This window comes from Marinomonas profundimaris, assembly GCF_000508165.1.
Taxonomy (GTDB): domain Bacteria; phylum Pseudomonadota; class Gammaproteobacteria; order Pseudomonadales; family Marinomonadaceae; genus Marinomonas; species Marinomonas profundimaris.
Window position 1 is genome coordinate 48,494 of record NZ_AYOZ01000009.1, and the last position, 15,750, is coordinate 64,243.

Consider the following 15,750-nt stretch of genomic DNA (forward strand, 5'->3'; position numbering starts at 1 on the left):
GACAATATTGAGACACTGTTGATATCCGCCACTGATGTTTTATTAGGGCGTGCTTAAAACGGAAATGATATGACTGAAAATGTGTTACTCGCTCACTCCAATGTTTCATTGGCACGACAGCCAATTGTTGATAGTCGTCTGTCTGTGATGGGATACGAGCTTTTATATCGTAAGAATGCGGTAGCGACTCAGGCAGATGTGATTGATGATGTCGGCGCTACCGCACAAGTGATATCTGCGAGTCTTTTTGAATTCGGTATAGAGAACTTAGTTGGGTCGAATAAGGCGTTTATTAATTTCCCTCGGGCGTATTTATTAAGCTCCAGTGGTATGCCTATCAATAAAGACAACATTGTTGTTGAAGTGTTGGAAAGCGCGGTTTTTGACGCGATGTTATTGTCTGCTCTTCGACGTTGGGTTGCGGCAGGTTGTTCCGTTGCGTTAGATGATTTTGTCTTTGAGAGTAAGTTGACGCCTTTTATTGAGCTGGCGGATTACATAAAACTAGACATATTGTCATTGGGTCATGACAAATTTCATGAGCAAGTTGAATCGCTACGCGGATTTAATGTCCAAATTATTGCCGAGAAAGTCGAAACGTGGGAAGACTATCAATTCTGTCGCCTGCTCGGGGTTGAATTGTTTCAAGGTTACTTCTTCGAACGACCTGAAGTGATGTCGAGTAAAACCTCACAAGTGAATAGCATGACGTTGTTACAATTGATGTCATCATTGTTAAATACCTCTTCATTTAGTGTGGAAGAGTTAGAGCGAATAGTGAGCCAAGATGCTGGCTTGGTGCACAAGTTATTACGTTATTTAAACTCTCCCATGACCGGACTGGTCGCTTCGGTGGACTCTGTGCGTTTGGCCATTATGTTAATTGGAGTTGAGCCACTCAAATCATTAACCAATTTATTATTAATGTCTGAAATGGTGGGCGATCGACACGCATTATTGGAACAAATAATGGTGCGGGCAAAACACGCAGAGTTGTTTGCTAAAATTCGAGGTTACGATAATCAAGACAAGTATTTCTTAGCGGGCATGTTGTCCATGATGGACGTGTGCACAGGAATGAAGCTGGATGATGTCTTGGGTGAATTACCTTTGCCCAATGAATTTATTAACGCGATTGTCCATCGTTCTGGTCGTGTAGGTGATACGCTTGATTTGGTAGAGCATTATAGTAATGACCATATTATTAAAAATCAGCAAGATATGGATGACCTTAAATTCTCGTATTTAGACGCCATAAAGTGGACAGATGATTTTCTAGTTGCCATATGATCAATTTATGTCGATAGGTTGATTGTAAATTTTTGTAGTCCTTTCCTTACATGTCTGTAGGTTCTCTCCGTTTGTTATGTGATCAAATGAGAACTTATCTCATAAATGCCACTATGCTGTTGAATTTAAAGGTTTTTTTAAAATCTTCGCTGATGTTGTTGATGTTGATTCTCATTTTATAACTGGTACATTGTCCTTATCCAAACGGATTTCACGGATGAAAGGCACATGATGTGCTGTATGAAATGTTAGTGATGGCATTGAGGATCGAACTAGGATGTTCGCGAACAAAGGAAGGTTCAAAAGGATACCGTGGTTCGATGGACAGCGCCATGTGGATAAGGATTGTTTGGATGCTTCATGATGAAGCAAACAGTGATGTTTTACTCATCGGAAGAGTTGCTTAACAGGATGTGAGCAAAAGTAGGGTGGCCAAAAGCCACCCTTTTTTTGTTTTTGTACTTAGCGTTATCTGTTTTTTTTGAAGTGTTTTACCCATAAAAAAAGCGACACTGAAGTCGCTTTTTCTGAGTTCAACAACGTTAGTTTAACGTTCCAAATGTTCTAATTTGTCTTCTACACCATCCCATTGCGCGGCATCGGGTAATGCGTCTTTTTTCTCTGCAAGGTTTGGCCAAATCAAAGACAGGTCTCTGTTTAACTCGACAAAGACTTCTTGATCTTCTGGTAGCTCGTCTTCAGAGAAGATCGCGTTTGCTGGGCATTCTGGTTCGCACAATGCACAGTCAATACATTCGTCTGGATTAATGGCTAAAAAGTTAGGGCCTTCGTAGAAGCAGTCTACAGGACAAACTTCAACACAGTCGGTGTATTTGCAGCGAATGCAGTTATCGGTAACGATGAAAGCCATTCGACTTCTCCTTACAAGGTATAAAAATGATTGCCCGCTATTTTAGAGGTATTGGCTATTTCTCAGCAAGTAAGAATCGCCAATCCTCTACATTTATCTGATATTAGCTTATGCCAACCACTCGTTATTACGACTGACTATCAGTTACCGCCTAAAGTTGAGATTTTAGTGCGTAAAGCGCGCTGATCGCTTCCAATGGCGTCATATTATCCACATCGAGTTCTTCAATCGCAGTCTTGAGTGTGTTTTGTTCGGCTTGCACAAATAAGTCCGCTTGCTGAGGTGCATAAGCGGATTTGCTTTCTTGAATTTCTCGTTTGTCAGTCAGTAAATCGCGCTGTGGCGCCGCATTCTTTGTATCAATGCCTGTTACTACTTCCAACTCTTTCAGCTTCTGTTTGGCGTGGCCAATAACGTCACGCGGTACACCTGCGAGTTGAGCGACTTGAAGTCCATAGGATTGACTTGCTGGACCATCATGAACCTTGTGTAGGAAGACGATTTCGTCGTCGTATTCCGTCGCTGTCAAATGAACATTGGCTGCGTTTTCTAATTGGTCTGCCAAGGCGGTGAGTTCAAAGTAGTGTGTTGCAAAAAGCACGTAGCATTTAAGTTCTTTCGCGAGATAGTCAACGGCGGCCCATGCGAGAGACAGTCCATCAAAGGTACTGGTTCCTCGTCCTACTTCATCCATTAATACCAAGCTGTTTTTGCTGGCGTTATTCAAAATGTTGGCTGTTTCTGTCATTTCAACCATAAAGGTCGAACGACCGCCAGCAAGGTCATCGGATGACCCCATTCGCGTAAATATACGATCGACCACAGAAATAGACGCGGCTTCGGCTGGCACAAAACAGCCTGTATGAGCCAATAGCGTGATGAGGGCGATTTGGCGCATATAGGTCGATTTACCACCCATGTTCGGACCAGTAATCATGAGCAATGACCGCTTTTCATTAAGATCAAGGTCATTGGGAATGAAAGGTTCTGAGATAACGGCTTCCACTACAGGATGACGACCGCCCGTGATTTGAATACCGCCACGGTTATGCAGTTCTGGGCAGGTAAAATTCAGTGCGTCTGCGCGTTCTGCAAAGTTGTTCATAACATCCAACTGAGCAAGTGCTTGGCTGGTGGTTTGCAATTCTCTTAATGCGTCATTCAATAAATCCAGCAGCGCTTCGTAAAGCTCTTTTTCTCTGGCAAGAGACTTGGATTTCGCGCTGAGTGCTTTGTCCTCGAAGATTTTTAATTCCGGTGTGATAAAGCGTTCGGCGTTTTTCAATGTTTGACGACGAATGTATTCCACTGGCGCTTGGTCTGAATGCAAACGGCTGATTTCAATGTAATAACCGTGAACGCGGTTGAAGCCGACTTTTAGCGAGCTGATACCGGTGCGTTCTTTTTCACTGCGTTCCATTTCCGCAAGGAAATCAGACGCGTTGGTTGATAAGGACAAAAGCTCATCTAGGTCTTCGTCATAACCTTTTGCAAAAATGCCGCCATCGCGCACAACCGACGGTGGGTTTTCGACCAGCGCCTTAACCAGTGTGTCGGTAATTTGAGGTTGAGCAAGAATGCGTTGATTAAGCTCGTTTAAGCGGGTCGCCTTGGTTTGTGTCAACAGCGCGTTTATTTCTGGTACGGCTTCTAGTGCAAAGCGTAGACGCAACAAATCTCTGGGGCGCGCTGAACGTAAAGCGACGCGCGAGAGAATGCGTTCTAAGTCTCCGATCTTTTTAAGCGGTGCTTCAAAGGCGTTGTAGGATTGGTTTTTTTTGAGTTCAGACACGACGTGCTGGCGCGCTTGAATTTCGTTCAAATCACGGATCGGTGTGTGCAACCAGCGCTTCAATAAACGGCTGCCCATCGGCGTGGCGCATTCATCCAATACTTCAACAACGGTGTTGGTTGTACCGCCGGTTAAGTTGATGTCGATTTCCAAATTGCGGCGAGTGGCGCCATCGATTAAAACAGAGTCGTCTTTGTGTTCCACCATAATGGATTGGATGTGCGGCAAGGCGGAACGTTGTGTGTCTTTTGCGTATTGAAGCAACGCCCCAGCCGACGCAATGGCAGCCGTGAGTGCCTCGCAACCAAAGCCAGACAGATCTTTGGTATTAAATTGTTGGATTAATTGGCGATAGCTGGATTCATAATCAAAATGCCAAGGCCCAAGTTCCGACACGCCCTTTTCGAGTTTGAGTAAGTCCCGTGCAGGGAAGTCCTCAGAAACTAAGATTTCCATTGGAGACAGACGTTGTAATTCACTGGAAAGTGCCTCGTGACCATCAACTTCAAACAAACAAAATCGGCCACTGGCCATGTCTAAATACGAGAAGCCAAACACATCCAAACCTTTACGAGATTGATGCGCGAGAGACAGCAGTAGATTTTCGCGTTTTTCTTCTAAGAAGGCTTCATCGCTGATGGTGCCAGGAGTGACAATGCGAGCAATCTTGCGTTCAACTGGGCCTTTGCTGGTGGCTGGATCGCCCGTTTGTTCGGCGATGACGACTGATTCGCCCATTCGAACGAGTCGAGCGATGTAGTTCTCGGCGGCGTGATAAGGAATGCCCGCCATAGGGATGGGCTTTCCGCCAGAATGACCGCGAGACGTCAATGTAATATCGAGCAATTGTGACGCGCGTTTAGCGTCGTCATAAAAGATTTCGTAAAAATCGCCCATTCGATAAAATAGCAGCTGGTTTGGGTGCTCAGATTTAAGGCCGAAGTATTGGCGCATCATCGGCGTGTGGTTGTCTGCTGTTACTTTGCTCATTTTGTGATGCTCGATTGTGATCCAAAAAATAGAGCGTTATTCTACGGGATATTCGCTCAGGATTTAAGGGATAAGCGCAATGAATCAGAGTCAAAAAATGACACAAGTGGCCATGCAAGTTGGCGAATTGTTACAAGCAAAAGACTATTTGCTGGTCACGGCGGAGTCGTGTACGGGTGGCCTTATCGGTGCCGTTTGTACGGAAATAGCCGGTAGCTCAGCGTGGTTTTTCGGTGGTGTAATTAGTTACGCAAATGAAGCAAAGATGCAGGGCTTAGCGGTGAAAGCCGAAACCTTGTCTGAATTTGGTGCTGTGTCTGAGCAAACGGTGAAAGAAATGTGTGCAGGCGCGTTAGCGTTAGGTGGCGATATTTCGGTTGCTGTGAGCGGCATTGCGGGTCCATCTGGTGGTTCGCCGGAAAAGCCCGTGGGCTGTGTTTATATTGGTTGGCAATTGACTGGGCAAGAAGCAAAAGTGACTCGCTATCAATTCACCGGCGATCGACAAGCCGTAAGAGAGGCGACGGTTTTATCCGCGCTTAAAGGCATAAAAGAGGCGTTAAAGACGCCCTCCAAATAATACTGTTTTTATATACAGTATTTCTTGAGATTCTCAAAAAAAAAACGATAGAGTTACCCACAACGACAATTAGTCACAACGAAAAGTAGCCACAAGGATTTCATTATGTCATCTATCGCAGATAACAAGAAAAAAGCGCTGGACGCAGCGCTGTCTCAAATCGAGCGTCAATTTGGTAAAGGCGCCATCATGAAGATGGGCGAAGGTGCCAAGCTTGATATTGATACTGTTTCTACCGGATCGTTAGGTCTGGATATTGCGCTAGGTGCTGGTGGTCTTCCTTACGGTCGTATATGTGAAATCTACGGACCAGAGTCTTCAGGTAAAACAACACTAACTTTGAGTGTGATTGCAGAAGCACAAAAGCAAGGCAAAACGTGTGCGTTTATTGATGCTGAGCATGCGCTTGACCCTTCTTATGCTGAGAAATTAGGCGTTAATATCGCAGATCTTTTGATCTCTCAGCCAGATACGGGTGAGCAAGCGCTTGAAATTGTAGACATGTTGGTACGTTCAAACAGTGTGGACGTTATTATTGTCGATTCGGTTGCCGCTTTGGTTCCTAAGTCTGAAATTGAAGGCGAAATGGGCAGTTCTTCTGTGGGGGTTCAAGCGCGTTTGTTGTCTCAAGCAATGCGTAAGTTAACGGGCTCTATTAAGAATGCTAACTGTCTAGTTGTCTTTATTAACCAAATTCGTATGAAAATTGGTGTGATGTTTGGTTCTCCAGAAACCACAACGGGTGGTAATGCACTTAAATTCTACTCTTCTGTTCGTCTGGATATTCGTCGTATCGGATCGGTCAAACAGGGTGAAGAAGTGATTGGTAACGAGACGCGCGTCAAAGTAGTCAAAAACAAAATCGCGCCGCCTTTCAAGCAAGCCGAATTCCAAATTCACTACGGTGCCGGTATTTATCGCATGGGTGAAATTATCGATCTAGGCGTTAAGCAAGGCTTTGTCGATAAAGCCGGTGCTTGGTACGCCTATGCGGGCAATAAAATCGGTCAGGGTAAGGCCAATGCTGCACAGTATTTGTCAGATAACCCTGAAATTGCACAAGAAATTGAAGCGAAAGTACGCGAAGACCTATTGCCTAAGAAAGCAGAAGGAAAAGCAGACGGTAAAGCGGCGGTTGAAGAAGACGCAGAACAACTCGACTTTTAAATCAAAAAGACGAGTACGATATAATCGATTACTAAAAGCAGGCCTAGAGCCTGCTTTTTTTTGCTTCGAGTTTTAAACAAGGGCGGTTCTGGACGCATTTTGTTACAAAAAATAGGTACTTAGAGTGGATTGTCATTTGATAAACCTTTTTTTCTCGACTAGTTTTTATATTAATTTAAGTAATAGTAGATCTTAGGTTTTCTATGGAGCTTGTTAAGGTGATTTTAGCCAAGATGGCTAGGTTGATTATTTATATCGCAATGGTTTTTTCTGTTTTTAATCCAGTCATAGCAAAATCTGACACTATAAAAATAGTAGCGCCTATTTTTGGAGAAAAACTGCTTTCCGAAGGTTTAAGTGGATTCTGGGCAGATATGTATCGACAAATAGTGGCAGGGTTAGTGTCGCCTTTAGAGTTTGTAGCATTACCCTTTAAGCGCTCACTAGTGGATTTTAAAACTGAAAAATTTGACTGTATTTGGTCAGTGGATAAAAAGCTGTTGGCTCAAGTGGGCTTAGATGTAACTTACTTCATCGAAAGCGATATTATTTTCGAATCTGGGCAGTATGTGTTTTTGGCTCAAGGGCAGCTTGAAATTTCAAGTTTGGATGGCTTGAGAGGAAAGCGAGTTGGTATTGGGGGTGGTTCTAGCTATGAAGACTATTTGAGAAGCATTGATGCAAAAATTGTCCTTCTCTCTGATCAAGATTCAAAATTACGAATGCTTGAAAATCATCGTATTGATGCTTTTATCGGGTGGACTCCAGACACATTAATATTGGAACAGAACGCCATTAGAAAGTCAGCGTTGCTCGATAACGCCTTTAAACTGTCGAGTTCTGGTGTCGCATTTTCATGCCACAATACCCCAAAAAACACCTTGTTTATTGAAAAATTGAACGCGGCGATTAAGGCTTACAAAACGTCAGACCAGTTTAGAGCGCTATTTGAAACGTATGGCGCATCGACAATGCTAGAACAACATAAATAATGGCCAGTAGCGACAGTGCTTCTTACTTTTGGTGTGATTAATGATTAGCGTCACGAAAAAACTCAGTGTTCAATTAGCCCGCTTTGCAGTTGGTGTGGCGGTCATATTAGGCATTGTTTTTAGCCTTGGGAAATTAGTGCTCGATGTAAGAGATCAAAAAACGCAATCTAAGAAATCTATCACTCAAATTTTGAATACGGTTTCGCCATTAGCGTCCCAAGTAGCGTATGAGTTAAACACCTATTCTGCCGAAGAGGTCATTTCAGGAGTGATAGCCTACCCAACTATTTTATCTGCCGAAATACTAGGCGATAAGAACCAAGTGCTGGCCAAAAAACACGTACCTACAAATCACACTGCTTTATCAAATCTCTTGGATTGGAGTTTTTCAGATTTAAAAACGTTCCAAGTCGCTCTAATGCATGAAAACTACGGTCAACCCGTGGGTCTGCTCAATATAGAAATTGATACCGGACAAATTAGTGATCAAGTTATCTATCGCTTTTTCACTAATTTGATCTTTGGGATACTACGAAACGTGGCTTTAGCGATTGTTTTGCTCTATTTCTTTCAGAAAATTCTAACAAAGCCAATATTGACACTATCAAAAGAGCTTAGCCTTCTTGAGTTAACATCTGATAAAGCTCAGGTTGTAAATAAACCAGAGCAACATGAGCAAGATGAATTGGGCGAGCTCGTTGATTCCATTAATAACCATTTAAATGCAAACTTTGAAATCGGTCAAAGGCTTCGTCAATTGCAAAAAATGGAAGCCATTGGACACCTTGCTGGCGGTATCGCTCATGACTTTAACAATATTCTAGGGATCGTCATGTGTAATCTTGAGCTGATTGAGCGACGAGTAATACAAGATAAGACAACATCCTCCTATGTTAAAGAAGCACTTAATGGCGTTAATCGTGGTACCGATATACTTCAAAAATTACTGAATTATTCACGGGTTGATACAGGCAAAGAAACAATAGTTTCGGTAAATGAGCTTGTTGAAAGAATGGGGGGATTAATTTCTAAATCTTTGGTCGAGTCGGTAAAAAGTGAGATCCATTTAGGCAAAAATATTTGGCCAGTAAAAATCAATTCAGGTGACCTACAAGATGTTTTATTGAACCTTTCTATCAATGCAAATGATGCCATGGCCAATGGTGGTAATTTAATTATGGAAACATCCAATATGTTTCTGGATGAAAGCTATGTGCGTTTGAATCCTCAGGTTGAAGTTGGGGATTATGTCACTATTTCGATCAGCGATACGGGAACGGGAATGAGCCACGAGATTCTTGAAAAAGCTTTGGAACCTTTTTTTACCACAAAAGAAGAGGGGAAAGGCACAGGGTTGGGATTAAGTATGGTCTATGGTTTTGTTCGCCGCTCACGGGGAAGTTTGAAAATATATTCAGAAGTCGGTGAAGGGACGACAGTGCGCATTTATCTGCCTAGAGCATACGAAAGTGAAACGGTTGAAAAAGACATAGCGGTAGAAAGTTTTCTCCCTTGCGGAGATGAAACCATCTTAATAGTGGATGATGAAAAAGCGTTAATTAAATTGGCTACAACAAACCTTGAAGCGCTAGGGTATAGAACGATTACGGCAGAAAACGGAAAGCACGCATTAAGGTTACTGGATGAGCATGACGATATTGATCTTCTTTTTAGCGACATCATTATGCCGGGGGGAATGGATGGTTATCAGTTAGCTCTTGCCGCTCATAAAATGCACCCATCTCTTAAAATCTTGCTTACCACTGGGTTTACTAAAAAAAGAGAGGAATACATTAACGGTGAGAAGAAGTACTTAACGGAGCTCGCCTCGAATCTTGTGGATAAGCCCTATAGCCAAGCTGATCTAGCTCAAGCAATTCGTAAGGTTTTGGATGAGGGTAATAAAGCGTGAAGAAATTGAAACTCCTAGTGGTTGATGATGATGCAGGTTTCGCGAAAATAATCAAAAATATTGCGGTTGGCGTTGGAATAGAAGTAATAGAAACAGACGACTCAAGAAAATTTTCTTCTCTATATTCGGACGATTTGGACATTGTCGTTCTTGATGTATTCATGCCGGAAATCGATGGGATCGAGCTGTTGAGGTTTCTTTCCAGCAAAAACTCCCAAGCATCCATTGTACTCATGAGTGGTGGCGACAAGGGCATACTTCACTCTGTTCAGGAACTCGCAATAGAGCGAAAATTAACAGTGCTCGGCGCCTTACAAAAACCTTTTTCGGTGACTGACTTGGAGGATATGTTTGCGAAGCATGTCAGTCGCCCGCAGCCAAATGCTTCCAATTTAGCGGCAACGCCAACTATGGCTGATCTTCAAAGAGCAATAGAGCGAGGATAATTGTTTGTCGACTATCAACCACAGGTCAGAATGGAAGACAGAAGTGTAGTGGGTGTTGAAGCCCTGGTTCGCTGGAGACATCCGACGATTGGCGTGATACCGCCAGATCTTTTTATACCTATGGCAGAAGAAGGTGACCTGATTGAAGCCATCTCCATGATAGTGACCAAAACAGCCATCAGCCATCAGCCAGCAATCACAATGGCGACAAGTGGGTCTAGACCTTTGTATGTCCATCAATATTTCTCCGAAGAATCTGACGGATTTAGATTTGCCCGAAAAAATGATGAGCTGTGCATTGGAAAGTGGGGGGGAGATTGATCGGATAATGTTTGAGTTAACGGAAACGGCCTTGTTGTCAGACGTTGCTGGTTCGATAGATGTGTTGTCTCGGCTTCGTATGAAAAACTTTAAACTTTCAATTGATGATTTTGGAACGGGCTATTCTTCTCTACAGCAATTAGTCAGAGTGCCATTTACTGAGCTTAAGATCGATCAGAGTTTTGTTCGGAAAATTGTGAATGATAAGGAGTGCAAAACGATTTCGGAGATATCCATTTTGTTAGCCCATAAACTTGATATGAATGTCGTCGCAGAGGGAATAGAGCATCAAGTGGAATGGAATATTTTAAAGGAAATGGGGTGTGATATAGGGCAGGGATATTGGATCGGAAGGCCAATGCCAGCGGATGAAATTAAAGCGTGGATAAAAAATTGGCATTCTAGTGAAATTTCTGACTAATGCAATAATCCATTTAACCGTTTATGAGTCGGAAACCCTCTATAAATACTTCTGAATCATAAAATACGAACCTAAAAAGCAGGCCTTGTGTCTGCTTTTTTGTTTTGTATTTTATTAAAAGCTTACCCCATTAAACTCAGCGAAATAACGTGGCGGAATCGTATGTTTATATTGGAAAGACAATAAGCGATATTCTCAAATTGAGGCTATAGGAATGAAATATAAACACGTAGTATAGAAATTCATTACTACATGGAAATACTGTGTAAATGGAATTTGGCACTTGCATTGCTTTTCATCGTTGGCGGTTAGAATTCAAGGAATCGTGTTTAACTGTAATAAATGAATGAGGCATTACCTATGAACATGAATGTGATTTTAGTGGGGATGGTGGCTGTAGTTTCAGTAGTAGCTTGTGACCAAAACGACACCGATGATATTTCTCGACCCGCACCTATTAAAGTGAGTGTGAATGCGGAAAAAGTAGTGCGTTCAGACGTTCAGACATGGTTGTTTGGTGAAGGCACCGTTCTTGCGATAAAACGGGAGTTTCTAAGTTTTGAGAGTGCTGGGCGAATAATCTATGTGGACCCAAATGTAAAAGAAGGGGATCGGGTTTTTAAAGGTCAATTAATTGCCTATCAAGAAAAAAACAGTCTGCTTGAAAATGGTACTGGTCAGGAAAAAATGCTTTCTCATGCATCTGTTCGGGATGCAAAAGCGAATTTAGATCTTGCGCAAAAAACATACACACGTTTTAAAAAATTACGCGAACAGGGCTTTACATCCCAACAAGAGTTCGACGAAGCGGAAGTGAAGCTCCAGCAAGCTCAAGTGGCATATCAGAATTCAAAAATTATCGCTGATGAGTCGCGCATTATTTCACCAATGGATGGCGTCATTGCGCGACTTAACATAAAACAAGGTAATTATTTTTTACCATCTCAAGTTCAATTTACCGATGAAGCTGGTGCGTTAAGCACGGTTCCAGTTGTGATTATTGATCCTTCATCATTTGAACTTGCTGTGAGTATGCCATCACTTTATTACCAACAGCTTAGTGTTGGTTCTAAGGTGGTTTATCAGCAAGGGGGAAGTCAATCAATATCCATTACGGATCAAGATCGCCAAAGCTATATTGAAGGTTATGTATATTCGATAAGTCCATCCATAGACCCTAATACGAGAACATTTTCGGTGGCGTTACGTAGCACTCAAGGTGCGGAAAACTTACACGATGGTGAATATCTTTCAGCTTGGATTGCAGGACCTGTAGCGAAAAATGCGCTTACCGTACCGATAGACAGTGTTCGATTCGAAAATAATAAACCGTATGTCTTTAAAATTGATAAAGAGACAAATTTGGTGTCAAAAACCTTTGTTACATTAGGCTTGATAGGCAAAGATAATCGAGAGTTAGTCAGTGGCCTTTCGCTCGATGATTACATCGTCACCGGAGGTCGGTCTCGTCTGACTGATGGCGATCTTGTTTACATTATTAATACTCCAGCATCTGGCAAAGCAGCCGAGGTGTTGCCGTGAGTAGCTTAGGTGATAATAATGTAATAAAGGAAAGCTCAGAAGTCGCAAGTGCGCATCCATTAGCACGTTTCTTTTTTCTTAAAACAACCTTCGGTTTGTTATTTTCTCTGTTGTTAGTGACGGGCGGCTATTTTGCTTACAGTAGCCTCACCAAGGAGTCTTTACCTGACTTAGATATTCCTAATGCAACGGTTACCACTCTGTGGCCAGGTGCCGACCCCCAAACCATTGAAGAGCAAGTTACTCGGGAGCTCGAAGGTGAAATCGCGACGTTAAAAGGGTTGAAAACATACTCGAGTGCGTCCTTTGATTCGTATTCCATTATTGTTGTGGAATTTACAGCGGATTCAGATACTACCCAAGCGATGCAGCGTTTACGAGATGCTGTCTCGGATGCACAAAGTAGCTTACCTAAAGATGCAGAGGTTCCTGATATTAAACAGGTTGCCGTAGACGACAGCCCTATTATGACGGTGACTTTATATGGAGATGCTTCCGACGTTGCTCTTAACAATCTCGCGAATACGCTTAAAGATCAGATTGAAACCATCGGTGGTGTGAACGAAGTAAGCCTTGGTGGGGCTCGGGATGAAAATATCCAGATTTTACTGGAACCTGATCGTTTGCTGGCACTTGGGATTTCGCCGACAAAAGTCAGTCAAGCGATTGCTGTCGCGAATCTTAATCAGCCATTTGGTGAGATTGAAAACCAAAAGTTTGGTGCTGTCATGCGTTTAGAAGGGCAGTTTTTAAGCGTTGAAGATATGAAAAGCCTGCCTATTGTTCGACACGGTGGGAATGGCCGCCCAGTTCGGTTGGGTGAACTAGGCGAAATAACTCGGCAACTAGAAGCGGAGAAGACGCGTGCTTTTTTTAGTGAAAATGGTCGACCATTTGGTAAAACGATTGATGTAAGTATTAAAAAGGTACCGGGTGCCGACACGGTAGAGCTAACCGCATCCATAGAGCGAGCATTAGAAGAATGGCAGGTCAGCTACTTTTGGCCAAAAGACATCAAGTACTCCATCACTCAAAATGAAGCAGACCAAATTCGTGATTCACTTTACAACGTTTTTATTAATGGACTGCAAGCCATGCTTGCGGTTTTTCTTATTATGTTTGTTGTCCTAACATGGCGAGAAGGTGTTATTGCTGGAGTATCAATACCGTTATCATTTTGCGGCGCACTTGTGGTTATTTGGATGCTTGGATACAGCCTTAATGAACTCGTTATTATTGGAATGGTGCTCGTCTTAGGTTTGTTGGTTGATGTCTTTATTCTAATGATGGAGGGGCTTCATGAAGAAATTTATACACATAAAAAAACCTTTGGTCAGGCGGTTTTGGCCACCATCGAAAAATATGGTATGCCTGCTTTTGCTGGTCAACTCACCACAATTCTAGCGCTTGCGCCATTGATGGCCATTGGCGGGATCTCTGGAAAGTTTGTTCGTGTTTTACCTATAACAACGATCGCTTGTTTAGTGGTTGCTTTTGCTGTGGCGTTGTTGGCGAGCGTGCCATTGTCTCGGTATTTTTTAGAGAGCGTAGCCAAAAAGGGGTCATTAATTAAAGAAACTCATGCCGATCGAATACTGGCGAGCGTGTCCAGTACCGTGAAAACATGGAGTTTGGAAACAACATTGAAGAATTCAAAACGCGCAGGGATGTGGGTTGCAGGGGCATTTTTTCTTTTTGTCCTTTCTATGTTTGCGGCAAGCCGAATCCCTATGGAACTTTACCCTCTATCTGATGGGCTGAATCTGGGTATTAATATTGAATTACCTTCTGCAACAACCCTTGAAAAAAGCCAAAAAGTAGCGGATTCAGTGGGATGGATATTGCAACAAAAGCCTTATTTTGAAAGCGTTATTAAGTTGGTGGGGCGAAAAAGCCCAATGGCATCCGCATCGATTCTTTCGGCGTTAGAACCCTCACAATCCGAAAATTTCATCGGCTTCTCGATCACCTTTGTTGAACCAGAAAATCGTGATAAGCCAAGTTATGTTTTGATGAATGAGCTTAGAAGTGAGCTAAAAAACTATTTGGATGAGAATGTAGCGGGTGCGACATTATTGGTGGTTGGAGAGGCGAGCGGGCCAAGTACAGGTGACCCAATTTCTATAGCCATCAGCGGACCAGATATGATGCAACTTCAAACACTCTCGATTCAAGTTCAGTCGTTGCTTAAAGGGGTTAATGGCACTGCGGATGTACGTGATAATCTTGGCAGTGTGAAAGCAGAAATTTCTTTGAAACCCAATCGTGAGGTGGCCGATTTTTTTGGTCTGAGTCAGCAAGATTTGGCGTCACAAATTCGCTTTGCTCTGTCGAATGATGTGATCGGCACCTTTGCTACTTTGGGTTCCGAAGACGATCTTGATATACGATTAGGATTAAATTGGAAAAGTCGTGCTGGCAATGGTGGAGGGCCGACGGAGTTAGAAGAATTTTCAATGGTAAGAGCATTTACTCCCGAAGGTAAAACCGTAGCATTATCGTCTTTGTTAAATGTAACCATTTCTGAAACCCCAGCTTCTATTATTCATCATGACGGCGTGCGTTCGATTTCCGTTTTATCTAAATTGAATAACAGTAATGTAAACGAAGTCACGGCCGAGTTAGAGCCGTTATTGGCCGATATCAGTAAACGTTGGCCGGCTGGTTATACCTGGTCCATGGATGGTGAGGTGAAAGAAACCGCGGAAACCTTTGGCTCTGCAGGTGCAATGTTGGTGGTTGCTCTGATTATGGTATTCGGCGTGCTTGTCATCGTGTTTGATTCTTTCAAACAGGGACTGATTTTGATGGCAACCATGCCATTGGCATTAATTGGTACGTTTATTGGTTTTTGGGTGACGGGATTGTCGCTAAGCTTTTTTGCTGTTATTGGTCTGATTTCGTTAATTGGTATTGTGGCAAATAATGGCATTGTGATGATCGATACGATGAATAAGTTATTGAGGCAAGGTGTTTCAATAACCGAAGCGGCAGCGGATGGTGCGGCTGCGAGGCTTCGACCTATTTTAACAACATCGATCACGACTGTCGTCGGCTTGATTCCTTTGGCATTAGGAAGCCCCATGTACGCACCACTTTGTTATGCCATTATTTTTGGATTGGTAACGTCAACGATTTTGTCTTTAGTTATTGTACCGTGCCTGTATCTTTTATTAACGGATGACTCTCAGCGGTTTAAGGAAAACCTCGACTAGTTATGGTTGTTTTCTCTTTAACACTTTACGTTGTCATTGAAAAAGGTTGTATAAATTCCGCTGAACAATAATGCGAATAGATGAGAGTTTGTTGTTTTAAGTATTTGAAAGGCAGGTTGCTTCATTGGGCCTGCATTTTTTTGATTACTCTAAATGTGTTAAAAAATGTAGGCTTGATAGTTTCTTACGTTATATCCTTTTATGATGGTTT

At 42.7% G+C, this 15,750-nt stretch carries 11 protein-coding genes and 1 pseudogene; 10 read left to right on the forward strand and 2 right to left on the reverse strand.

What is annotated here, in order from left to right:
• Positions 1 to 69: 69 nt before the first annotated feature.
• Positions 70 to 1,290: an EAL and HDOD domain-containing protein gene (locus D104_RS25395; RefSeq protein ID WP_024023464.1), complete on the forward strand. Its 1,221-nt coding sequence runs from the start codon at positions 70 to 72 to the stop codon at positions 1,288 to 1,290.
• A gap of 547 nt (positions 1,291 to 1,837) precedes the next feature.
• Here the strand turns inward: D104_RS25395 and fdxA are convergent.
• Both fdxA and mutS read right to left on the reverse strand, forming a co-directional pair.
• Positions 1,838 to 2,161: a ferredoxin FdxA gene (fdxA, locus tag D104_RS25400; protein WP_024023465.1), complete on the reverse strand. Its 324-nt coding sequence runs from the start codon at positions 2,159 to 2,161 to the stop codon at positions 1,838 to 1,840.
• A 151-nt stretch (positions 2,162 to 2,312) separates the two neighbouring features.
• A complete protein-coding gene (mutS, locus tag D104_RS25405; RefSeq protein ID WP_024023466.1) occupies positions 2,313 to 4,943 on the reverse strand; it encodes a DNA mismatch repair protein MutS in 2,631 nt (876 codons plus the stop codon).
• Positions 4,944 to 5,022: 79 nt separating this feature from the next.
• On the opposite strand from mutS, the gene D104_RS25410 reads away from it, so the two are divergent.
• From D104_RS25410 to D104_RS25430, 9 genes and pseudogenes are all read left to right on the forward strand, one after another.
• Positions 5,023 to 5,523 carry a CinA family protein gene (locus tag D104_RS25410; protein ID WP_024023467.1) on the forward strand — a complete coding sequence of 167 codons (501 nt, stop codon included), beginning with the start codon at positions 5,023 to 5,025 and terminating at the stop codon, positions 5,521 to 5,523.
• A gap of 105 nt (positions 5,524 to 5,628) precedes the next feature.
• Positions 5,629 to 6,690 (forward strand): recombinase RecA, encoded by a 1,062-nt coding sequence (recA, locus tag D104_RS25415; protein WP_024023468.1) that lies wholly within the window; start codon positions 5,629 to 5,631, stop codon positions 6,688 to 6,690.
• A gap of 203 nt (positions 6,691 to 6,893) precedes the next feature.
• A complete protein-coding gene (locus D104_RS25420) occupies positions 6,894 to 7,682 on the forward strand; it encodes a substrate-binding periplasmic protein (RefSeq protein ID WP_024023469.1) in 789 nt (262 codons plus the stop codon).
• A 40-nt stretch (positions 7,683 to 7,722) separates the two neighbouring features.
• Positions 7,723 to 9,594 (forward strand): ATP-binding protein, encoded by a 1,872-nt coding sequence (locus D104_RS0118735; protein ID WP_024023470.1) that lies wholly within the window; start codon positions 7,723 to 7,725, stop codon positions 9,592 to 9,594.
• Positions 9,591 to 10,040 (forward strand): response regulator, encoded by a 450-nt coding sequence (locus D104_RS0118740; protein WP_031214651.1) that lies wholly within the window; start codon positions 9,591 to 9,593, stop codon positions 10,038 to 10,040. Before D104_RS0118735 ends, D104_RS0118740 begins: the two co-directional genes overlap by 4 nt.
• Positions 10,041 to 10,202: pseudogene (locus D104_RS37675) on the forward strand (EAL domain-containing protein); the annotation flags it as partial.
• A 22-nt stretch (positions 10,203 to 10,224) separates the two neighbouring features.
• Positions 10,225 to 10,782: an EAL domain-containing protein gene (locus D104_RS0118750; protein WP_268743892.1), complete on the forward strand. Its 558-nt coding sequence runs from the start codon at positions 10,225 to 10,227 to the stop codon at positions 10,780 to 10,782.
• 360 nt (positions 10,783 to 11,142) lie between these two features.
• Complete coding sequence (locus D104_RS25425) at positions 11,143 to 12,324, forward strand: efflux RND transporter periplasmic adaptor subunit (protein WP_024023471.1); 1,182 nt, start codon at positions 11,143 to 11,145, stop codon at positions 12,322 to 12,324.
• The gene (locus D104_RS25430; RefSeq protein ID WP_024023472.1) at positions 12,321 to 15,539 is read left to right on the forward strand and encodes an efflux RND transporter permease subunit; all 3,219 of its coding nucleotides are present in this window, start codon (positions 12,321 to 12,323) and stop codon (positions 15,537 to 15,539) included. The genes D104_RS25425 and D104_RS25430 overlap by 4 nt, the downstream gene beginning before the upstream one ends.
• The last annotated feature ends 211 nt before the right edge of the window (positions 15,540 to 15,750 follow it).